Genomic DNA, 21515 nt, shown 5'->3' with positions numbered 1-21515 from the left:
TGCCTATGGAACCCGTCACCCTCGAAGCCGACGGCCTGCGACTCGTGGAGTGGGAGCAGCGGCACATGGCCGATCTGGCCCGCATCTACGCCGATCCGCTCATCGAGCGCTACCTGGTGATGCCGCTGCCGTGGAGCGGTCCGGCCCGTGACCGGTTCGTGTCGCTCCAGGTGCGGCACTGGAACGGCGGCAACCCGCGCTGGGCGGTGGAGGAGGACGGCGTCCTGGTCGGCTCGATGGCGCTCACGAAGTCCTTCCCCTCGGAGATGACCATCACCTACGTGACCGCGCCGTGGGCGCGGGGCCGCGGCGTCGCCCAGCGGGCGATCCGCTCGGCCGTGGACTTCGGGTTCGCGGAGCTGGGCGCCCAGCGCATCGCGTGGGACGCCATCGTCGGCAACCACGCCTCGCGCCTCGCGGCGATCCGCACCGGCTTCACCGTCGAGGGCGTCGCCCGCCACGGCGTCCACCAGCGCGGCGTCTCCCGCGACTGCTGGGTCGGCGGCATCCTCCCCGGCGAGCTCCGCGGCCCCGACGACCCGCCCGAGCACTACGGGATCCTCAAGCGCCAGGCCGGGTTCTTCATGGCCGAGCGGCGGGAGCTGGAGACCGGCGCGGCGGGCCTGCGGCTGCGGGAGCTGCGGGAGCAGGACCTCGACGACCTGACCGCGACCTGCGCCGACGCGCTGACGCAGCGATGGGTGGACCTGCCGCGCGGCTACACGCGCGCGGACGCCGACTGGTGGTTCGGCGCGAGCCGCCGACGCTGGGACCGCGGCGAGACCGTGCTCTTCGTGCTCGCCGACGAGTCGGACCGGTACTGCGGCTCGGTCGAGCTCCTGCTGCGGGCCCCGGGCGAGGCCGAGCTGGGCTATTACTGCGCGCCCTGGGCGCGCGGCCGTGGCTGGGCCACCGCCGCGGCGCGGCGGCTGTGCCGCCTGGGCTTCGAGGAGCTGGGCCTGGAGCGGATCGAGTGGCGCGCGGTCGTCGGCAACGAGGCCTCGCGTCGCGTCGCGGAGAAGACCGGCTTCACCGTCGAGGGCGTGCGCCGGAGGATCCGGCACGGCGCGGACGGCCGCGTGGACTCCTGGTTCGGGAGCCTCTTCCCGGAGGAGCTGGGCTAGGGCCGGCGGAACCGATTCGCCGTCCGAAACGCCGCATCACGTGACACCTCCCGGCAAATCGGGTATCGCGAACGGTTGACGCGGCGGTGTCGGCCCTGCTTGTCTGAGTGCGTGCACTTTCACGGGCCCGTCGAGACGACGACGTTCACGCTGCGCACCGCCGCTGCCGAGACGAAGGTCGACTGCGGGTTCGAACCCCACGCGGTCGCGGTCGGACCCGAGGACGAGACCGTCTGGGGCGCGCTCGCCTTCGACGACGTCGGCGGGAGCGCCGCCGGGCCCGGCGTCGTGGGCGTCCGGTTCTGGGTCGCCCCCGAGCGGCGCGGCAAGCGCCTGGCGGCGGCGATGCTCCGGGCCGCGGCCCCGAGCGTCTTCGCTTCCGGCGCCAGGCGCATCGAAGCCCGTCCGCCGGTGCGCGCGCAGGCCGCGATCCGCGCGGCGATGCAGGCCGGCTTCCGTCCCGACGGCGGCGTCGCGCGCGCCGGCGCCTGGGACGGCACCGAGGCGCTCATGCTCGGCCTCCTGCCCGGCGACGGGCCGGGACCCGCGCCCCGGACCCTGCCCGACCTGCCGGGCGGGACGCTCGACGACGGCACGATCGCGTTGCGGCCCTTGGCTCCCGAGGACTTCGAGGCGCATCTGCGCCATCGGTCCGACCCGGAGGTGTACGCCGGGGCGGCCCTGCCGCTGCCGCCGAGCCGGGAGGAGGCCCGCGAGGTCTGCGAGTGGCGCGCCGCGGTCGACTGGCTGCGCGGGCGCAGCGCCCTCATGGTCATCGACGACGGCGCCGGCTACCAGGGCACGATCGGGCTCTACGACGTCGCGCCGATCGTCGGGACCGGCATGATCGGGTACGACCTGCGGCCCGGGGCCCGCGGGCGCGGGTACGCGACCCGCGCGGTGACGCTGGTCCGGCGCTGGGCGTTCGACGAGGTCGGCCTGGGCCGCGTCTGGGCCGGGACCGACGTCCACAACACCGCGTCGCAGGCGGTGCTGCGTCGTGCCGGGTTTCGCCTCGAAGGGGTCGAACGGGGCGGTCTGCCCACCCTCGCGGGCCGCCGCCGGGACACGCTGCTGTGGGCTTCGCTAAATGGCGGCTGACGTGCAACCTCAAGGGGGGTACCGGGCGTCGAGGATATAGTGATCCCGTCACTTCGCCCTGTGGAGGAACCCCCTTTGAAGCTCATGCCCGTGCGTGCCTTGGCGGTGCTGTCCCTGCTGCTCGCCGTGGCGGCCTGTGGCGCGCCCCAGACGGGGACGTTCACGCCGGCGCCGATCGTCCCCGAGGTGGCGATGGACGCCGCCGCCGAAGCCCACGACCCGACCGCACCGTTCACCCTGACCGTGGTGGACGGCATCCTCGAAGAGGTCAACGTGACCTCCGACCGCTCCGAGACGATCGAGGGGTCGTTCTCGGAGGACCTGACCAGCTGGACCTCCGAGGGCGTCCTCGACGCCGGGGCCACGCACACGGTGAGCGCCAAGGCCGTCAGCACCGACGGCACCGTCACCGAGTTCGAGCAGCAGTTCACCACCGAGGCCCGTGAGAGCTCGGGCTTCGCCGTCGCCGACGTCACGCCCGTCCTGGAGGGCGAGGAGGTCGGCGTGGGCGCCCCGATCATCGTCACGTTCACCGAGGACGCCCCCGACCGCACCGCCGTCGAGCAGCGGCTGCTGGTCGAGTCCGAGAAGGGCCACGAGGGCGCCTGGCGGTGGATCAGCGACTCCCAGGTCATCTACCGGACCAAGGAGTACTGGGAGCCGCACCAGACCGTGACGTTCACCGCGGACTTCGAGGGCGAGTTCCTCGGCGACGACACGTGGGGCGGCGAGGACCACACCGCCGAGATGGTCATCGGCGAGGCGAACCTGTCGTTCGTCGACCTGGAGACGCACACCATGACCGTCGAGATCGACGGCGAGGTCGCCAAGGAGCTGCCGATCAGCGGCGGCTCGGGCGCCGAGTGGGAGTACTACACCGCCACCGGCGTGCACCTGGTGATGGAGAAGTTCGCCGACAAGACCATGGTCTCCCCCGGCCGCGAGGAGGGCGACGAGGGCTACTACTCGACCGACGTCCAGTGGGCCACCCGCATCAACGCCACCGGCGAGTTCGTCCACGGGGCGCCCTGGAACGGCAGCCTGGGCTCGGCGAACCTCTCGCACGGCTGCGTCAACGCCAGCAACGAGGACGCCAAGTGGTTCTACGAGATCGCCCAGCGCGGCGACCCCGTCGACGTCGTCGGCTCCCCGCGCGAGATGCCGTGGGACAACGGCTGGGGCTACTGGGTCATGTCCTTCGACGAGTGGAAAGAGGGCTCGGCCCTCTAGAGCGGAGACGAACCGAGGCCCCGGGCGCGAGCCCGGGGCCTCGGCCGGTCCGAATGCCACCCCTCAAAGCATCCGGACCGAAGAGGAAAGTCCCTTCGTTCGCGGGCGCCCGCGGGCACCGCGGTCCAGGGTCAGAGGTCCAGCCGCAGCAGGCCGTAGTCGAAGGCCCGGCGGCGGTACACGACGGACGGGCGCCCGCTCTCCTTGTCGTGGAACAGGTAGAAGTCGTGGCCGACCAGCTCCATGTTCTGCAGCGCGTCGTCGACGGTCATCGGCTCGCCCGGGTGGATCTTCTCGCGCACGATCCGGCCCGGCAGGTGATCCTCGACGAGTCCGTCGAAGTGGTCGACGTCCTCGGAGATGAAGCGGGCCTCGGCGGTCGAGCCGTTCGCGCCGCGCTCTTCGAGCAGCAGCGCCCCCTTGGCGGCGCCCCGGCCGTTCGCGGTGGCCTCGGCGACCGACATCGGCGCCTTCGTGCCGCCGCGGTGGACCCGCTTGCGGTCGGAGTTCTTGCGGAGCTGGTGTCCGAGCTTGGTCACCGCCAGCTCGAACGCGGACCGGAAGTCCCCCGCGCACGCCTCGGCGCGCATCACCGCCCCCTTCGGGCGGCACGTGATCTCAACGCGCTGGGCGTGGTCGTTCTGGCGGGGGTTGGGCTCGTGATAGAGCTCGACGTCGATATCGATCGCTTCCCCGTCGTAACGGGCGAGGTATTTCGCGATCTTGGATTCGATCTTCTCCTCGACGAGCTCGCGGTAGTGGTCGGGAACTTCCACGTTGCGGCCCTTGACGACGATGTCCACCTCTGAACCTCCCAGGTGCATCCCGCGGGATACGGCGGTGATGCTGACGTAGTTCTGCGTGCTGGGTTTCCGGAGCCGGCGATCCGGTACGGCGGATGGAGCGACCTCCTCTCACGGATGGGACGACTCGGGTTCGCGCACCGCTGGAACTGGGGGCGTTCACCTTTGGGCCATCTGGCCTCTGTCGTCTCGTTACCGATCTGAGATTTCGAGACTATCCCTTCGGTCACCGAAAGTCGACCCTTCGGCTACGGGGAATTCTCCAACGCTTCAGGGCGCGTGTGCGCGACATTCACGGGAATCGAGATGACGTTTCGGATTCGTCCGCCCCCAACGGTTTCGTCCTGTCGCATTGGCGACATTCGCAGGGATACCCGCCGCCTCCGCCACATGAACCTCTGGCGTCCCGCTCATGCGGCGGCGGCGACGACCACGGCCGCGGGGACCGGGACGCCCGCGTCGCGCAGGAGGGCGGCCGCGGCGGCGAGCGTCGCGCCGGTCGTCACGATGTCGTCCACGAGGATCGCCGGTCGTCCGGCGGCCGCGAGGGCCGCCGTGCGTCGCGCGCGTGGGCGCAGGCTCCGCTCGGCCGCGGCGGCGCGCTGCGCGGGCGTCAGGCCCACCGAGTCGGGCCGGGGCGCGGCGCGCAGGCACGGGCGCAGCGCCCCCAGTCCCGCGCAGGCGGCCGCGACGTGGTCGAAGCCGCGGGCGCGGCGGGCGGCGCGCGTGGGCGGGATCGGGACGAGCACGGCGTCCGGGAACTCGGCGGCGACGACCGCCAGCGCCCGCCCCAGGACCGTTCCGAGCACGGGGGCGAGTTCGCGGCGGGCGCGTTCCTTGTACTCGTTGAGAGCCTCGGCGAGCGCCCCGGCGTAGCGGCCGCCCGCGACGACGGGCGGCGCCGCGTGCAGCGGGGTCGCGAGGACCGGGCGCAGCGTGAGCAGGTCGGCGGCGCACTCGGCGCACAGACCGCCGCCCGCCGCCGGCGCGCTCCGGCAGGAGGCGCAGGCGGCGGGCAGGAACAGGTCCCTGGCGTCCTCGGCGAGGTTCACGCGAGGACTAACGAACGTCAGGCCCGGAGGGTGACCGCCGGCGGGATGCGGCTGGCGCGCCACGCGGGGTAGACCCCGGCGACGACGCCGACGACGGCGCCGATGATCGGCCCGGCCGCGAACAGGCCGGGTTCGAACACGATCTGCCAGTCGCGGTAGAGCGAGACGAGCGCGGTGACGTTCACGCCCAGCACGGTGCCGAAGAGGCCGCCGATGAGCCCGATGAGCGTGGACTCCCACACGAACTGCATGGCGACGGCCCGGCGGGCGGCGCCCACGGCCCGGCGCAGGCCGATCTCGCTGCGGCGCTCCATGACCGAGACGAGCGCGGTGTTGGAGACCGAGACCGCGCCGATCACGAGCGAGACGGCCGCGAGGCCGAGCAGGAGGGCCTGCATCTCGTTCTCGACGCCTTTGCGGAAGCTGCGCAGGTCCGAGGGCTTGGACACCGAGAGGTTCTCGGGGCTTTCGGGGAAGACCGCGGTCGGGGCGGTGTCGGCGACCTTGTCGGCCGCGCCGAGGTCGGTGCGGATGAACACCTCGGCCGCGCCGTACGTCGCGTCGGCGTCCATGCACGGTGTCGGCGGGATGACGACGGCGCCGGTGAGCTTCGCCTCCCCTTCGGGGGCGCGGTAGATGCCGACCAGGGCGTACTCCAGGCCGTCGAGGTAGATCATCGGGCCGCCGTCGAGCGAGGAGAACCCGAGGTCGCGGGCGGCGGACTCGTCGACCACGGCGACGCGGTCGTCGCGGGCGACGTGGCCGGCGTCGAAGGCCGCGCCCTGGGTGAACTCGAAGCCGAACGCGTCCATCGCGCCCGGCTCCATGCCGAAGACCGGGACGTCGCGCACGTAGTCCTGGGACTCGGTGCGGGAGGCGGCGCGCTCTTCCCCTGAGGCGCAGAAGACCCCGGCGTCGACGACGCCGTTGATGCCCCGCACCCGCTCCGAGGACTCCAATGTGGGCGCGAATCCGGCGTCGCGCATGTTGTTGGAGAAGGAGACGGTGACCTGGGTGGCCTCGGTGGCGTCGAAGCGTTCGGCGATCGCGGCGGCGGAAGTGGACGAGAGGCCCACGGTGGCGACGGTGGCGGCGATGCCGAGGGCGATGCCGATCGCGGTCATCCAGGTGCGCATGGAGCGTCCGCGCAGGGACTGGAACGCCTCGTAGGCGATGCCCATGCTGCGGATGCCGAAGCGACCCTGGCGTTTCGAGCTCGCGAGCGGGGCCTGGGCGGCCTTGCGCTCGGCCTTCGCGGCCTTCTCGGCGGCTCGGCGGGCCCGGCGTCCGACCGGTTCGGCCTCGACCGGCTCACCGGGCGCCGCGACGTAGTCGAGCATCTCGGTGTCGGTCTCGGGCCGGCGTTTGCGGGCCATCAGCCGTTGCCCCGGTCGCGCCAGGCGATCACGACCTCGTCGCCCTCGGCGAGCTCGCCGTCGACGGCCTCCACGACGCCGCGCCCTTGATGGCGCAGGCTCACGGTGACCTCGACGTGCCGTTCGACGCGGGCGTCGCCTTCGAGGACGGTGAGCATGGTCCGGCCCTCGCCGTCGGTCCACAGCGCCGAGAGCGGGACGATGAGCGCGTCCTCGGCCGAGCGGGCGCGCACGAGGGTGAGCTCCTGCTCCTCGCCGGGGGCGAGGTCGTCGATGCCCTCGATGCTGTCGGCGTCGAACGCGAAGACGGCGTAGGTGACCTCGACCGTCGGCGCCTCCTCGCCCTCCCACTCGTTGGACTCGCCCTGCTCTTCGCGCGTCTCCAGCTCGAAGGCGCCGACCTCCTGGCCTTCCATGGGGCCGTCGCCGAATTCGAGTTCGGCGTCCTCGCCGAGCTTGTTCAGCTCCGAGGCGGTCGTCTCGTCGAGCTTGGCCTCCAGCTTCCAGTCCCCGGAGGCGAGGGTCATGACGGTGCCCTCGACGGGCGCGGACTGCTTGGCCTCGATCTTGCCGACCTGCATCGGCAGGTCCGGCAGGAACACGACCTCCGAAGCGGGGAGCGCGACGCGCTCGACCGTGGTGGTCTGGGCGCCGCCGGCGGGCGGCTCGTCCCCGCCTTCCTCCCCGCCCCCGGTCTCGTCGCCGCCGGTGTTCTCGCCGGCGACCTCCTCGCTCTTCACGGGGTGGTCGTATCCGGCGTGGTCGTAGAGCTTCTTCAGGTCCGAGGCGGTGCGCGAGTCGAAGGTCCCCGTCTCGGGGGTCCCGTAGATCTGCTGGAGCGCCAGCTGGAGCTGCTCCACGTCGGGTCCGGTGTCGCCCTCCTGGAGGTCCCGGTACGCGGGCACGGCCCCTTCCAGGGCGATCATCGGGCGTCCGGACACCTCCAGCAGGACCGTCCCGGCCCGCACCTCGTCGCCGGTCTTCACCGGGATCTTCGAGGCGAGCGCGGTCGCGACCCCTTCGGGCGCGGCCGGGGCCTGCACGGGGAAGTCACCGGTGCGGTCGAGCACCGCGTCGAATTCGAGCGTGTCGATCAGCTGGTCCTGGTCCACCCGGACGGTGATCACACTGTCGTCGGGTTCGGCCGTCGCCTCGGCGCGCTGCGCCGGGGTGCGCGCCTGCGCCGCGAAGTACCAGGCGGTACCCGTCGCACCTAGCAGCGCGAGAGCGAGCACCCCGCTGACGACATGGCTTTTCGTGAGCCGCATGTTTGTGTCCTCCTCCGCCCCCAAGACGCGTGGAGCGAAGGGTCCAGTTGCGGTCGATTCATCTCGATTCGGTAACACCGCTTGCGGCGAGGGCCCTCAGTTGTTCAGGCCCACGGATTTCATGCGGTCCTGATGCGCGCGGGTGAGGCGGCGCAGCAGGGAGTCGAGGGAGCCGCCGTCGCCGAGGATGATCCCGGTGAGCCGCTCGTTCGCGGCGGCCACGCCCTGGGCCCGGTTGATGCCCTCGCCGACGAGCCGCCGCGCCCACAGCGACAGCCGCCCGGTGACGGGCGGGTCGGCCTCGACGGCGGCGCGGATCTCCTCGGCGGCGAGGTCGGAGGCGCCGGTCTCGGCGAGGACGGTCTCGATGAGGAGCCGGTCCTCCGGCTCGAGCCCGACCGAGACGGCGCGGAAGAAGTCGTCGGCGACCGCGTCGCCGAGGTACACCTTCACGAGCGCTTCGAGCCAGTCGCGCGGCGAGGTGGAGGCGTCGAAGGAGCGGAAGGCCTCTTTGAAGGGGGCCATCGCCTCGGCGGGGTCGGCGCCGAGCGCGGTGAGCCGGTCGGCCAGGAGGCGGTAGTTGCGAATCTCACCCACGGCCGCCTCGGAGAGGGCGGCCCTGCGGCCGAGATCGGGGGCCAGCCGCGCGTCGAAGACCATCCGTTCGAACGCGAGCAGCTCGCCGAGGGCAAGCAGCCCAAGGAGATCGATGACGGCTTCGCGGCTGGGGGCCGCGGCGGCGGACGCCGGGCCGTCGTTGCCGGCGGCGGGGTCAGTTGTCTCGGACACGGGGGCAGGTTACCACTGGCCCGGAGCGCCCCTCGCCTTCGCGGGCCCGCCCCCCGGCCCGCCGGGCGGCACGTCTTCCCAGGTGGACGCCCCTCGAACGGGTGATACCGGCCACTTCGGGGCCTGCTCCCAGGCGGTGCTCAGGTGCCGTGTCCCAGGTCCGGGACGGCGTGCCGAGACGATCGGGTCCCGGGAGCGTACGATGGACGAAGAGCGACCGCGGCCACCAGGTGGCAGTCCCCTCGACGAACGGCTCAGGCGAACCGCTCGCCAGACGGCGAAGCACTCGCCGGACGAGCGTTCGGCGGTGCGAGAGCGGTCCTCATGCGGTACCGACGCCATGCGTCGGGCCGCTCCTGCGAAGCGGCGACTTCCCGAATCCGGCGGTCGTCGCCGCTGTATGACGAGACTAAATGTGGCGCCGAGTTCCCCGGATCTGGTGACGTCCTCCGCCACGAGGTGAACAGAGTGAACGAAGTGAACAACGAGCGGGCCGTCAACGACGGGCCGACCTTCGCCCAGCTGGGTGTCCGCGAAGAGACCGTCGAAGCGCTTGCAGCGCTTGGCATCGAACGGGCCTTCGCCATCCAGGAGTACGCGATCCCCATCGCCCTCCGCGGTTCCGACATCATCGGCCGCGCCCCCACCGGCACCGGCAAGACCTTCGGGTTCGGCCTGCCGATCATCGACCAGATCACCTCCGCGGAGGAGGGCGCCGACGGCAAGCCGCAGGCGCTGATCCTGGTCCCGACCCGCGAGCTGGGCCTGCAGGTGGCGCGCGACCTCGAGGACGCGGGCAAGACCCGCGGCATCCGGGTCCTGCCGATCTACGGCGGCCGCGCCTACGAGCCCCAGGTCGACGCGCTCAAGTCCGGGGTCGACATCATCGTCGGCACCCCCGGGCGGCTGCTCGACCTGTACAAGTCCAAGCACATCAAGCTCGACCAGATCGCGCACTGCGTGCTCGACGAGGCCGACCGGATGCTCGACCTCGGGTTCTCCGAGGACGTCGAGAAGATCCTCAAGCTCCTTCCCACGGAGCGCCAGACCATGCTGTTCTCGGCGACGATGCCCGACACCATCATGTCGCTGTCGCGCCGGCACATGCACCGGCCCGTGACCGTCGCCGCCGACGTGACCGGCCCCGACCAGGAGGCCGCGAACAACACCCGGCAGCTGGTCTACATGACCCACGCGCTCAACAAGGTCGAGGTCACCGCCCGGATCCTCCAGGCCCGCGGCCGCGGTCTGACGATCATGTTCTGCCGCACCAAGCGCGCCGCGCAGAAACTCGCCGACGAACTGGACTTCCGCGGCTTCGCGGTCGGCTCGGTCCACGGCGACCTGGGCCAGAACGCCCGCGAGCGGGCCCTCCGTGCCTTCCGCTCCGGGAAGATCGACGTCCTGGTGGCGACCGACGTGGCCGCCCGCGGCATCGACGTCCCGGACATCACGCACGTCATCAACTACGACGCGCCCGAAGACGCCGACTCGTACGTGCACCGCATCGGCCGCACCGGCCGCGCGGGCGCGACCGGCATCGCGGTGACCTTCCTGACCTGGGAGGACCTGCCGCGCTGGAAGATCATCGTCAAGGCCAACAACCTGGACCTGGGCGACCCGGTGGAGACCTACCACACCTCCGACCACCTCTACACCGACCTGGACATCCCCGAAGGCGCGCCGTCGGCGCTGCCGAGCGACCAGCGCAAGCGGGACGGTCTGAGCGCGGAGCGCGAGGAGAACGTCGAGGGCGACAGCCGCGGTCACGGCCGCGGCAAGGGCCGGGGCCGCAGCGATCGCGGTCGAGGCCGCGGCGCGGGCGACCGTCAGGGCCGCTCCGGCGGTCGCGGCGAGTCCGCTCGCGGTGAGCGCACGGCGTCCGAAGGCGAGAGCGGCGAGCCCGCTCCCACGCGCACCCGCCAGCGCCGGCGCATCCGCACCGAAGGCGACGGCGCCGAAGGCACCGGGGCGAAGGCCCCGAAGGCCGCTGCGGAGAGCGCCCCGCGCGCCGAGGGCGGCGCCGAAGGCGACGCCCCGGCCCGCCGACGCCGCCGTCGCCGCCGCCCCACCGGCGGCAACGACCGCCAGTCCGGCCAGGAATAAGCAGCGCCGGCACCGCCGCCCCGCGGGCGGCGAGCGCCGCCCGCGAACCGTTCGAACGCCGTGGCCGGTGGTCCCTCGATCGAGGGACCACCGGCCACGGCGTCGTCGTCGGGCCCACGGGGCGCGGTCGATTCGGGGGTCCGCGCACGAGGCGAGGCCCGCTCCCCGGTCCGCGTATCGCCCCGCCCTCCGATGCGGATCTCCAGCGCCCCCAGCGGGTGCGAACGCCGCCACGGCGCGTGCGTGAACGGCCGGTGCGACGCGGCCTCGAACAGCGCCGTGGACCACCGCCCACGGCCTCGGGCGCCGCCTTCCGGCCGCCGCTTCGCGGCGTTAGGCTTTTCGCATGAGCGAGGGGAGCGACCGCGTGGGGTACGAGGGGCCGCCCGTCAACGTGCCGCCGCCTCCGGGCTGGCGGGTCGAGGCGGTGGCGCTGCCCGTCGAGCCGCGTCGGCTGCCGCTTCAGGACCACGCCGCCATCGACGCGGCCGAGCAGCGCGCGCGCCTCTTCACGCACTGGACCACCCTCGTCGCGGTGGCGCTCATGTTCACCGTCCTCATCGTCGGGCTCCTCCAGGGCTGAACCGGCCCCCGCCGACGGCCTTCGGCCGCCTCCCGCATGCACGAACGGCCCCCGCCGGGCTTCCGCCCGGCGGGGGCCGTCTTCGCTTGCGCGCCTACTGCTGGACGGTCCCTCCCCAGACCATCTCGGCGCCCGTGTGGCCGGCCTGGAACAGGAACCAGCCCGCCAGCCCCAGCAGCGCCAGCGCCACCAGGCCGACGATGAACATGAGGATCTTGCGTCCGGTCGCCGCCGGATCCGCGGCCGGGGCCGCCTCGCCGTCCTCGCCGGCGGCGGGCGCCGGGGCGCCCTCGCCCCGCCGCAGCGCGGCCCGGCGGCCGCGGTCGAGCCCGGCGAAGAACATCCACACCGGGACCAGTGCGACGAGCGTCCACAGGAGCGCCCGGCCGTTGTCGTAGTGCCGCTGGACCCCCTCGGACCAGCCGTCCGGGTAGAGGTGGTTCGCCAGCTGCTCGCCGCTCCACACCGTCCCCCAGGCGGCCAGGGGCGCGACCAGGACCAGGGCCGCGACGGCCCAGCCGAGGAACCGGCGCAGCGGCGGCACCAGGAGATAGGCGAGCCCGCCCAGCACCAGGAGGCCGACCAGGACGATGGGCAGGTGCACCGCCAGGGGATGCAGGGGGAGATCGAGAATCGTCGTCATAAGTTAATTGAACCCTAAAGTGATCCCCAGGCGATAGCCCCAGCAGAGCTTTCGAAGAGTAGCACGTAGCCCATGACGGCGTCCGCGATCAACTGCACCGCGATCGCGGCCAGCAGGACGCCCGCGATCCGCGTGAGGACCTCGATCCCCCCGCGCCGCAATACCTTCACCAAGAATCCCGAGAAGCGCATCACCAGGTAGATCGCGAGGTGGATGACGACGATCGCGATCGCGATCCACATGTAGTCCATACTCGACGGCGCCTGCTGGACGAACAGGATCACCGCCACGATCGCGCCCGGCCCGGCCAGCAGCGGCGTGCCCAGCGGCACGAGCGCAATGTTCGAGGTCGCCGCGTCGGACGGCTCGTCCGCCTTGCCCGTCAGCAGCTGGAGGCTGACCAGGAGCAGCAGCAGCCCGCCCGCGCCCTGCAGCGCCTCCAGGTCGATGTGGAGGTAGTTGATGATCTGCTGACCGAGCAGCGCGAACAGCGAGATCACGCCCAGGGACAGCAGGGTCGCCTGCAGCGCGGCGCGGTTGCGCTCCCGCCGGTCCATCGTCCCGGTGAGCGCCAGATAGATCGGCACGATCCCCGGCGGGTCCATGATGACGAAGAGCGTCACCATCACGGTCAGCAAGTATTCGAGTCCACCCACGCAGCGAGTATGTCAAGCCCGTCAGGTCACATCCCAGGATTCGAGCACTCGTGTTAGGTGTAGCTCAGCACCGGCATCAGGGTCCCCGGGGGAGGCTCCAGTTCCGACAGCACCGGTTCGCCGTCGAGGTTCTCCAGCAGCAGCCAGGTCCGACCGGTATTGGCGATCTGCCAGCGGCTCAGCGGATCGGTCCAGTACTCCACGGCGTCGACGAACGCGGGCTCGTACTCCCCCAGCTCGGCGTCGGCCAGCGGAACGGCCTCCTCGTAGATCAAGGACTGGACGCTCATGCTGGCCTCGATCGGATCGCTCTGGCCGCCGGAGGCCACGGCGAGGTACTCCTCCACCGGGGCGCTCTCGGCCGGGCCGCACTCCTCGGTGGCACTGGCCATGCCGCCGCCCGGATCCATGTCGGCCACGCAGACGTAGTTCGGGTCGGTGCGGTCGACGAGGACCGCGGCGTCGAAGCCCGCGGCGGCCACCGACTCCAAGCCGAGGTCGTACTCCTCGTTGAAGTACCACGTGGAGCCGGCCTCGCCGCCCGAGGCCCGGTACAGGTCCGTGGTGAACACCGCGGTGGACGCGTCCCAGGTGACGAGCGTGGCCTCGACGCTGGTCACGAACGTGGTCGATTGGAGTTCCGCGTCGTCGGCCGCGGCCTCGCTCGCGTTGAGGAGGGTGTACTCCTCCATGGTGTAGGCCGCGTTGGGCGTGGCCATCGCGAACGCGTCGCCGGCCGCATTGACCTTGAGGTAGGTCATCCCCGGATCGGCCTTCTCGAAGCGCCACCCCTCGCCGCCGTCGAGAGCGGTGGTCCACACCGCGCCCTCGTTCTCGGCGACGTAGGCGTCGGCGAGCCGGAAGACGCTCTGCGGCTGCTCGTCCCCCAAGGGGACGACCGCGCCGTCCGGGTTGATCACCTCGAAGGCGCCGCCCTCGTCCTCGACCACGAACTCCATGCCGAGCTCGTTCTGCGCCTCCGCGGGGCTCGTGTCCGCCGCGAGCGTGCCGTCGCCCTCCTTGTCGGGCGTCAGCCACGGATGCCACACGAAGGCCGCGGCGCCGAGCACGAGCAGGCCCGCGCCGCTCGCGGCCGCGCCGACGCGTCGGCGCTTCCGGATCCGCACGGCTCCCGCGATGGCCGCGTCGGCCAGACCGGGGTCGTCGAAGACGGGCGCTGCGTCGACTCGCTCGGCCATTCCGCTGCGCAGGAGGGCCTCGATGTCGTCGCTCACGCCGCCTCCCGCGGTTCCATCGCCAGCCCGAGCGCCGCCGACGGAGTCCCCAGGCGCTTGCGCATTCCCGCGAGCGCGCGGGAGGCCTGGCTCTTCACGGTGCCGACCGAGATGCCGAGAATATCGGCGATCTGCTGGTCGGAGCGGTTCTCGTAGTAGCGGAGGACGAGCACCGCGCGCTGGCGCTTGGGGAGCGCGGCGATGTGGCGCCACATGGCGTCGCGCACCGCCGAATGCTCGGTGAAATCGCGGGAGAAGTCGGGGCGGTCTTCGAAGACTTCGGTGGGCTTCTCGCGGTTCGACCGCTTGCGCCACCAGGAGGCGTTGGTGTTGTAGAGGATGCGACGGGCATAGGCGTCGACCGAATCAGTCGTCCTGATCCGGCTCCACGCCAGGTAGGTCTTCGTCAAGGTCGTCTGCACCAGGTCCTCCGCTGTCGCCCAGTTCCCCGTCAGGAGATACGCCGCTCGATGCAGCGCGGCAGAGCGTGCCGCCACGTACTCGCGGAACTCCTCGTCCTGGGACGATTTGATCTCGCTCACGCGTCTCCCTGGGGGGGTCGAACAACAGACGACATACCCTCGGTGGACGGTTGCCCCGCAGGGCGGAATTCTGCCAAAAGATGGGTGTCATCGGCAACCGAGGGTCGGTAGAAGACGAGTATACGAAGTAGGTGCCACCCCGTGGGTCCCGGCATCCGGTACCGCGACGGACGTCATGGCCGGAATGCGGAACACCCGCCGACCGGTGTCGGCGGGTGTCGGTGCGGTGACGGGAGGGAGTCGCCCGCTAGGCGTCGGCGCTCTTCGGCACGGGCGCTTCGGCCCCCTCGGGGATGAGGTCCTCCTCCGGTTCGGCCATGCGCTCGTCCACCGCTTCGGGCTCGTACATCTCCTCGCACATCTGGAGGTAGAGCTCGTTCGGGTTCGGCAGGTGCGGGACGTTCCGCAGCGCCTGGTCCTGACCGGCGGACTCGATGATGAACTCGCCGTAGTTGAGCATGCGGCCCATCGGAGTCTGCGAGTACTTCATGTCGGTGACGCGGCCGAGCGGCATCATGGCGACCGAGCGGGTGATGACCCCTTGGATGAGCATGATCCGCTTGTTGGTCAGGATGAAGCGGTCCATGTACCAGTCGAGGATCTTCCAGCCGACGAAGCCGAGGATGAGCAGCCAGGCCACCACGGTCACCGTCAGCGCGGTGTCGCGGCTCTCGGACTCCCACTTCGTGAGCATGCCGGAGGCGAGGCCCATGATGAAGGTCGCGAGCGTCCCGATGACGTACCACGGCATGAGGTGGACCCAGTGGCGGCGCCACTCGCCGCGGTACTTCTCGGTCGGGAACAGGTAGCGCGCGGAGATCGGCGAGGGGACGTCGGGGACGGTGGGGGCGCGCACGCCCGCGAGGAGCCCGCCGCCGATGCTGTCGTCGAAGCGGACGCCGTCGATGTCGCTCGCGGCGCTCGCCGGAGCCGAGCCCGCCTGCCCGGGCGGGAAGGTGAACTCGCGCGTGGGGGATTCGGCGCCCGGGGCGGGACTGTCCGAGGGGGCGCGGGGATGGGGGGGTTCCAGCGGCTCGGTGTCCTTGTCGTCCCCCGAGCCGCCTGCACCGGTTCCGGTCATGGTGCCGCCGTCGTCAGGTCACGAGGTTCGTGAAGAACGCCGCGAACCCGTTGGCGGCATCCAGGATCCCGCCGGCGAGCGAGCTGACGACACCGCTGGCTTCGTCCGGCCTGAAGGCAACAAAGAACACCAGGAACGCGAGACCGCCCCAGGTCAAAATCTTCTTCAACTTCCTCACCCCTCCCGTCAAGGGTCCTGGCCGATCGTTCGTCTGGCGCAGGCTGGCACGAGTCTACCGTACGAGCAGGACTCGGCTTGAAATTTTCATTCGGGCCCCAACGGTGCGAACCGAGCGGCCGACGCCGGCCTCCGGCGGAGCGCGACGGCTCCACGTTCACCCGACTCCGCCTATCTACCAGCGGAACTACCTATTCGCTTGTACCAACGGAACCTTACCGCAAGTAGTCTTCCATTGGCTCAATGTAGGCGCATCGGTCCTCTGAACCCTAGGGAAGCGTCAGGTATCCGACACCGGCCGTTCGGGATCGACGCGAACGCGCGGCCGGGCCGCGCGACGTCGCATTCGGAGGGGGCCGCTCCGGTGCGGCCCTCGATGTGTCCTCATTCAAGGATGCCACCCGGCGGCGGCGATCGTCAGCCCCTGAAGGCGTCGGATTCATGACGTTTGCGCGCTATCCCGCGGGGCGCTGTCCGAACACGTGTTCTCTCACCCACGCGTGCATGGCGATCCCGCTGGCGACGCCGGCGTTGATCGAGCGGGTCGATCCGAACTGGCTGATCGAGCAGACCATCGTGCAGACCTCGCGCACGGGCGCGGACAGGCCGGGGCCCTCTTGGCCGAAGACCAGGACCGCGTTGCGCGGCAGCGGGGTCGTCTCGATCGGGACCGAGCCGGGCAGGTTGTCGACGCCGACGACGGCGAGGCCCTCGGCCTCGGCCCAGGCGACGAAGTCCTCGACCGTGGCGTGGTGCTCGACGTGCTGGTAGCGGTCGGTGACCATCGCGCCGCGCCGGTTCCAGCGCCGCTTGCCGACGATGTGGACGGTGCGGGCGAGGAACGCGTTCGCGTTGCGCACGACGGTGCCGATGTTGAAGTCGTGCTGCCAGTTCTCGATGGCGACGTGGAAGTCGTGGCGGCGCGCGTCGAGGTCGGCCACGATCGCCTCGCGGCGCCAGTACCGGTATTCGTCCACGACGTTGCGGCGGTCGCCGAGCCGCAGCAGGTCCGGGTCGTAGCGCTCGTCGGCCGGCCACGGGCCCTCCCAGGGGCCGACGCCCACCGATTCGGGGGCGATCGCGTCGTCGGCCGCGCCGGGCGCGGTCTCCTCGTCAGTCACGCCGACTATTGGAGCACAGCGGCGAGGGCGCACCGGCGGTCGCGACCCGCCGCTCCCGGGTCCGGCAAGCGCGATCGCGGCGTGCGGCGAGCGCTGCCCTCGCCGGCGCGGGCAGCGGTCCGCGGACACAGGGCCGCCCCGGCGGCTACGGGGGAAACCGACCGGGGCGACACGAAACATACTAACTACCGGGTGGCTGCGATCGGGCACACACCTAACTGAATTCCCTTGCCGCAGAAGGAAATCGGGTTATTGAGCGCCCCTCGTCACTCAGGCACCGCACGCGCCGCACACGCCTCGCGCCTGACCCCGAACCACGTGCGGCACCCGCGTACCGGCATCCCGCCTAAGGCCGCATGAAGGCCTTCAGGGCGTCCGGGTTCGCGAGGGCGTCGCGGGCGATCGCCTCCTCGGGCCGGACGCCCTTGAGGATCTTCTTCACCGGGACCTCGACCTTCTTCCCGCTCAACGTCCTGGGAATCGACGGCACCTGCCGCACCTCGTCGGGCACGTGCCGCGGCGACAGCTGCTCGCGCAGCCCCGCCGTGATCCGCCGCCGCAGGTCCTCGTCGAGCTCCACGCCCTCCGAGCAGACGACGTACAGCAGCAGGCGGTCCTGGCCCTCGTCCAGGTGCACCACGAGCGAGTCCGCGACGCCTTCGACGGCCTCGACCACCGCATAGAACTCGGCGGTGCCCATGCGCACGCCGCCGCGGTTCAGGGTCGCGTCGCTGCGCCCGGAGATGACCGCCGAGCCGCGCTCGGAGATGGTGATCCAGTCGCCGTGCCGCCAGATCCCGGGGAAGTCGGTGAGATAGGTGTCGCGGTAGCGGTGCTTGAGCGGATCGCCCCACAGGCCCACGGGCATCGACGGCATCGGCGAGGCGATCACCAGTTCGCCTTCGCGGCCGATCCCCGGCCGCCCCTCGGGATCGAAGGACTGGACGTCCGCGCCGAGGCAGCGGCACGACAGCTCGCCGCGCCACACCGGCACCGTCGGCGCCCCGCCGATGAACCCGGTGCACAGGTCGGTGCCGCCCGAGAGCGACTGGAGCTGCGCGGTCGGGCTGATCTGTTCGTACACGTAGTCGAAGCCGACCGCCGGCAGCGGCGCGCCGGTCGAGCCGATGCCGCGGACCTTCGACAGGTCCGCCTCCTCTTTGGGCTTGATCCCCCGCGAGCGGCAGGCCATGAGGAAGGGCGCGCTCGTCCCGAAGAACGTCGTGCCCGACTCCTCCGCGAGGCGCCACATGCCGGCCGGGTCCGGGGCCCCGTCGAACAGGACCACGCCCGCGCCGACGATCGGCGCGGACACGAGGTAGTTCCACATCATCCAGCCCGTGGTGGAGTACCAGAAGAACCGGTCGCCGACGCCGAGGTCGTGGTGGAGGGCGTGCATCTTGGCGTGCTCGATCGCCATGCCGCCGTGGGAGTGGACGATCGCCTTCGGCAGGCCCGTGGTGCCCGAGGAGTACAGGATGTACAGCGGGTGGTCGAACGTGAGCGGCTCGAACGCGACGCCCTCGTCGTAGGCGCAGAAGCGGTCCCAGGTCTCGCCCTCGACGTCCTCGGAGCCGATGTAGGGCAGCGTGACGACCGCGCCCAGGCCTTCGAGGCCCCGCACCACGCGCTTGAGGTCGGCGGTGCGGTCGATCGTCTTCGAGCCGTACCGGTAGCCGTCGACGGCGACGAGGACCTTCGGCTCGATCTGCGCGAAGCGGTCGAGGACGGCCTTGGCCCCGAACTCGGGCGCGCAGCTGGAGAAGACCGCGCCGAGGCTCGCGGAGGCGAGCATGAGCGCGAAGGTCTCGGGGATGTTCGGCATCCACGCGGCGACGCGGTCGCCGCGGTGCACGCCGTGCGCGAGCAGCCCCGCGCGGGCGCGCGCGACCGCTTCGCGGAGGTCGGCGAGGGTCCATTCGACGGGGTCGCGCGTGTCGGAGTAGGCGCGCACGAGCACGTCGTCCTCGTCGACGCCGGGGGCGGTGAGGACGGCCCGCGCGTAGTTGAAGGTCTCGTCGGGGAACCAGACGGTGTCGGGCATGGTCTCGTCGGCGAGGACCCGGTGCTCGGGCACGGTCTTCCCGAGGCCGAAGTACTCCCACACCGCGCCCCAGAACGGCCGCAGGTGATCGACGGAGTACTGCCAGAGCGCCGGGTATGCGGTGAGGTCGCGTTCCTCTCTGCGGGACAGCCACTGGCCGAATCGCCCGATGTTCGTCGTCTCCACCGCGTCCGGTCGCGGCAGCCACAGCACCTCGTTGGTCACGTTCGCCTCCCGGGATTCCACAACAGTGTGGTCTACAGCACTATCGTGGCACGCCTCAGGTTCGGTCGCGCCCGCGGGGGATCGTTTGCCCTGTTTGTCCAGAGCATCGGATCGTCATGCGGCGCTCGGGAGCTCGTCTTCGATGTAGCGCTCGCGGATGACGTACAGGCCCGCGGCGAACAGCACCGCGGTGAGGGCGGCGACGAACCCGAACGGCAGGGACCACGAGCCGGTGAGGCCGTAGACCCAGCCGACGGCGAGCGGCCCGGCCCCGGCGATGAGGTACCCGCCGGACTGGGCGAAGGAGGACAGCGCGCTGGTCCCGGCCGGCGTGCGCGCCCGCAGTCCGAACAGGGTGAGCACCAGCGGGAACACCGAGGTGCCGATGCCGAACAGCGCCATCCATGCCCACGTGAGCGGGCCGCCGCCGTCGAGCCAGAGGCCCGCGATCGCGGGCGGGTAGCAGGCCATGAGGATGAGGAACACCGGGCGCGGCCCCCAGCGGACGGTGAGGATCGGGACGGCCACCGAGAGCGGGATCTGCACGATCGTGAGCAGGCCGAGCATGGTCCCGGCGGCGGCCGCGCCCATGCCGTCCGACACGAGGATCGTCGTCGACCAGCCCATGAGGATGTAGGCGATGGCCGACTGGCAGCCGAAGACCACCAGCATCATCCACGCCAGGCGCGAGCGCCGGACGCCGTGGAGGCGGCCGACCGGCTCGGGCCCGCCCGCCGCGGCGGCCGGTCGCCACAGCAGCCACGGGACGGTCGCGAGGAGCGCCGGGACGGCCCAGACGGCCATCGCGAGGCGCCAGTCGCCGGTGAGCCGGTCGATGGGGGCCGTGGTCGCGGCGGCGACGGCCGCGCCGACCGCGAGCATGGTCGAGTACGCGGTGGTCATGACGCCGATGCGGTCGGGGAAGTAGCGCTTGACGATCACGGGCACCGCGACGTTCCCGACCGCCCCGGCGGCGAGCGCCAGGAGGCTGAAGCACAGGAACAGCGCGGCGTTCGGGGCCCAGGCGCGGGCGACGAGGCCGACGCTCATGCACAGCAGCGCACCGGTGAGCAGCGCGCGGGGGCCGAAGCGGCGGGCCAGTCGCGGGGCGAAGGCGCCCAGGCCCGCGAAGGCGAGGACCGGGAGGCTCGTGAGGAGCCCGGCGACGGCCTCGGGCATGCCCAGGCCGGTGCGCAGTTCGGCCAGGATCGCGCCGACGCTGGTGACGGCGGTGCGGAAGTTGAAGGCGGCGAGGACGACGCCGATGACGAGCAGCCAGGCCAGGTGTACGCTCGAGGTCGCCGGCGCCGGGGGGACCTCGGCGCGCGGCGGCGGTTCGGAAGGCTCGGGCGACGCGTCCGTGCGGGGACCGTCGTGTTCGGACTCGACGGCGGCGGTCGCGTCGGTCGTCACGCGAAGGACTCCTTCCGAGGGCCGTGTCGGCGAGGCCGGCGAGGCCTCCCGTGTCACCGTTGTCCAGCTGTTGGGCGACCGCTGGTGCGCTCCGAACAGCCCGGATAGAATCGAGTCAATTCATGGGATGAATTGACGGCCTGTCAACGGTATCGCGGCGGCTGTCTGCTTTAATCCTTCGAGTGTTGGGAAACACGCACCCCGCGGCAGGCCCCTGCACGCCGTGGAAGCGCTCCGGAGAGGTCAGGTCCGTCAGTGGCACTGCAGTCGACACGCAAGTCCGCCCTCGTCGATCAGGTGATCGAGCAGCTGCGCCAGCAGATCAGCGACGGCGAGTGGGGGCTGGGTTCGCGCATCCCGACGGAGAGCGAACTGGCGGAGCTGCTCGGCGTCGGCCGCAACACCATCCGCGAAGGCGTCCGGGCCCTCGCCCACGCCGGGCTCCTGGAGATCCGCCAAGGCGCGGGGACGTTCGTCGTCGGCCGCAGCGAGGTCACCGCGGCCGTGCGGCGGCGCATCGCCGCCAGCCCCGCCTCGGACGCCATGGAGGTCCGCCGGGGCCTCGAAGTCGAGGCTGCGCGCCTGGCCGCCCACCGCCGCGACGACGCCGACATCACCCGCCTGCGGATCCTCCTCGCCGAGCGCGAGGCGACGCACGAGGTCGGCGACATCGAGGCGTTCGTGGCGGCCGACATCGCCCTCCACCAGGCCGTCGCCGAGGCCAGCCACAACAAGCTCCTCGCCGAGCTGTACACCGAACTCGCCGACTCGCTGCGCGAGACCCTCTGGGCCGGGCTCGGCCCGAACCTCGCCGAGGAGCCGCACATCGACCACAGCACCGCCATCGAGGCGATCATCGCCGGGGACGCCGACCTGGCCGCCGCCGAGACCGCCGCCTACCTGCGCCTGCTCATCGACGACTGATCCCGCCGACCCACCGCCCTCC

20 protein-coding genes are annotated in these 21515 nt (G+C 71.6%); 6 read left to right on the top strand and 14 right to left on the bottom strand.

Features of this window, described 5'->3' with window-relative positions:
* Positions 1-5 precede the first annotated feature (5 nt).
* The 3 genes from K3N28_RS07080 to K3N28_RS07070 all read left to right on the top strand — a co-directional run bounded on the left by K3N28_RS07080 (position 6) and on the right by K3N28_RS07070 (position 3455).
* Positions 6-1124, top strand: coding sequence for a GNAT family N-acetyltransferase (locus tag K3N28_RS07080; RefSeq protein WP_228091784.1), 1119 nt, complete (start codon positions 6-8; stop codon positions 1122-1124).
* A gap of 111 nt (positions 1125-1235) precedes the next feature.
* A complete protein-coding gene (locus K3N28_RS07075) occupies positions 1236-2225 on the top strand; it encodes a GNAT family N-acetyltransferase (RefSeq protein WP_228091783.1) in 990 nt (329 codons plus the stop codon).
* 84 nt (positions 2226-2309) lie between these two features.
* The gene (locus K3N28_RS07070; protein ID WP_228091951.1) at positions 2310-3455 is read left to right on the top strand and encodes an Ig-like domain-containing protein; all 1146 of its coding nucleotides are present in this window, start codon (positions 2310-2312) and stop codon (positions 3453-3455) included.
* A 131-nt stretch (positions 3456-3586) separates the two neighbouring features.
* Here K3N28_RS07070 and hpf read toward each other — a convergent pair whose 3' ends face one another.
* The 5 genes from hpf to K3N28_RS07045 all read right to left on the bottom strand — a co-directional run bounded on the left by hpf (position 3587) and on the right by K3N28_RS07045 (position 8743).
* Positions 3587-4258, bottom strand: a complete 672-nt coding sequence (gene hpf, locus K3N28_RS07065; protein WP_228091782.1) for a ribosome hibernation-promoting factor, HPF/YfiA family — start codon at positions 4256-4258, stop codon at positions 3587-3589.
* A 410-nt stretch (positions 4259-4668) separates the two neighbouring features.
* Positions 4669-5310, bottom strand: a complete 642-nt coding sequence (locus K3N28_RS07060) for a ComF family protein (protein WP_228091781.1) — start codon at positions 5308-5310, stop codon at positions 4669-4671.
* Positions 5311-5327: 17 nt separating this feature from the next.
* Complete coding sequence (locus K3N28_RS07055; protein ID WP_228091780.1) at positions 5328-6686, bottom strand: ABC transporter permease; 1359 nt, start codon at positions 6684-6686, stop codon at positions 5328-5330.
* On the bottom strand, positions 6686-7954 hold the full coding sequence (locus K3N28_RS07050; protein ID WP_228091779.1) for a hypothetical protein: 1269 nt from the start codon (positions 7952-7954) through the stop codon (positions 6686-6688). Before K3N28_RS07050 ends, K3N28_RS07055 begins: the two co-directional genes overlap by 1 nt.
* A 96-nt stretch (positions 7955-8050) precedes the next feature.
* Positions 8051-8743, bottom strand: a complete 693-nt coding sequence (locus tag K3N28_RS07045) for a ferritin-like fold-containing protein (RefSeq protein ID WP_228091778.1) — start codon at positions 8741-8743, stop codon at positions 8051-8053.
* 468 nt (positions 8744-9211) lie between these two features.
* Here K3N28_RS07045 and K3N28_RS07040 point away from each other — a divergent pair, with 468 nt between their 5' ends.
* A complete protein-coding gene (locus K3N28_RS07040) occupies positions 9212-10849 on the top strand; it encodes a DEAD/DEAH box helicase (RefSeq protein WP_228091777.1) in 1638 nt (545 codons plus the stop codon).
* Positions 10850-11195: 346 nt separating this feature from the next.
* Positions 11196-11432 carry a hypothetical protein gene (locus tag K3N28_RS07035; protein ID WP_228091776.1) on the top strand — a complete coding sequence of 79 codons (237 nt, stop codon included), beginning with the start codon at positions 11196-11198 and terminating at the stop codon, positions 11430-11432.
* Positions 11433-11526: 94 nt separating this feature from the next.
* Here K3N28_RS07035 and K3N28_RS07030 read toward each other — a convergent pair whose 3' ends face one another.
* The 9 genes from K3N28_RS07030 to K3N28_RS06990 form a co-directional block, all read right to left on the bottom strand.
* On the bottom strand, positions 11527-12075 hold the full coding sequence (locus K3N28_RS07030; RefSeq protein WP_228091775.1) for a hypothetical protein: 549 nt from the start codon (positions 12073-12075) through the stop codon (positions 11527-11529).
* Between the two features lie 14 nt (positions 12076-12089).
* A complete protein-coding gene (locus K3N28_RS07025; protein ID WP_228091774.1) occupies positions 12090-12731 on the bottom strand; it encodes a MarC family protein in 642 nt (213 codons plus the stop codon).
* Between the two features lie 53 nt (positions 12732-12784).
* Entirely contained in the window at positions 12785-13966 is a 1182-nt protein-coding gene (locus K3N28_RS07020; protein WP_228091773.1) for a hypothetical protein, read from the bottom strand.
* Complete coding sequence (locus tag K3N28_RS07015; RefSeq protein WP_228091772.1) at positions 13963-14508, bottom strand: SigE family RNA polymerase sigma factor; 546 nt, start codon at positions 14506-14508, stop codon at positions 13963-13965. The genes K3N28_RS07020 and K3N28_RS07015 overlap by 4 nt, the downstream gene beginning before the upstream one ends.
* 247 nt (positions 14509-14755) lie before the next feature.
* Positions 14756-15589: a PH domain-containing protein gene (locus tag K3N28_RS07010; RefSeq protein ID WP_228091771.1), complete on the bottom strand. Its 834-nt coding sequence runs from the start codon at positions 15587-15589 to the stop codon at positions 14756-14758.
* A 13-nt stretch (positions 15590-15602) separates the two neighbouring features.
* A complete protein-coding gene (locus K3N28_RS07005) occupies positions 15603-15758 on the bottom strand; it encodes a hypothetical protein (protein WP_228091770.1) in 156 nt (51 codons plus the stop codon).
* A 463-nt stretch (positions 15759-16221) separates the two neighbouring features.
* Positions 16222-16887, bottom strand: coding sequence for an RNA methyltransferase (locus K3N28_RS07000; RefSeq protein ID WP_228091769.1), 666 nt, complete (start codon positions 16885-16887; stop codon positions 16222-16224).
* A gap of 346 nt (positions 16888-17233) precedes the next feature.
* Complete coding sequence (locus tag K3N28_RS06995; RefSeq protein WP_228091768.1) at positions 17234-19156, bottom strand: acetoacetate--CoA ligase; 1923 nt, start codon at positions 19154-19156, stop codon at positions 17234-17236.
* 114 nt (positions 19157-19270) lie between these two features.
* Positions 19271-20569, bottom strand: coding sequence for an MFS transporter (locus K3N28_RS06990; RefSeq protein ID WP_228091767.1), 1299 nt, complete (start codon positions 20567-20569; stop codon positions 19271-19273).
* Between the two features lie 255 nt (positions 20570-20824).
* Here K3N28_RS06990 and K3N28_RS06985 point away from each other — a divergent pair, with 255 nt between their 5' ends.
* A complete protein-coding gene (locus K3N28_RS06985; protein WP_228091766.1) occupies positions 20825-21493 on the top strand; it encodes a FadR/GntR family transcriptional regulator in 669 nt (222 codons plus the stop codon).
* Positions 21494-21515: the final 22 nt, after the last annotated feature.

Source organism: Glycomyces sp. TRM65418 (assembly GCF_019710475.1).
Classification (GTDB): domain Bacteria; phylum Actinomycetota; class Actinomycetes; order Mycobacteriales; family Micromonosporaceae; genus Glycomyces.
The sequence above is the reverse complement of the archived record's forward strand: the minus strand, read 5'-3'. Positions and strand labels throughout refer to the sequence as shown.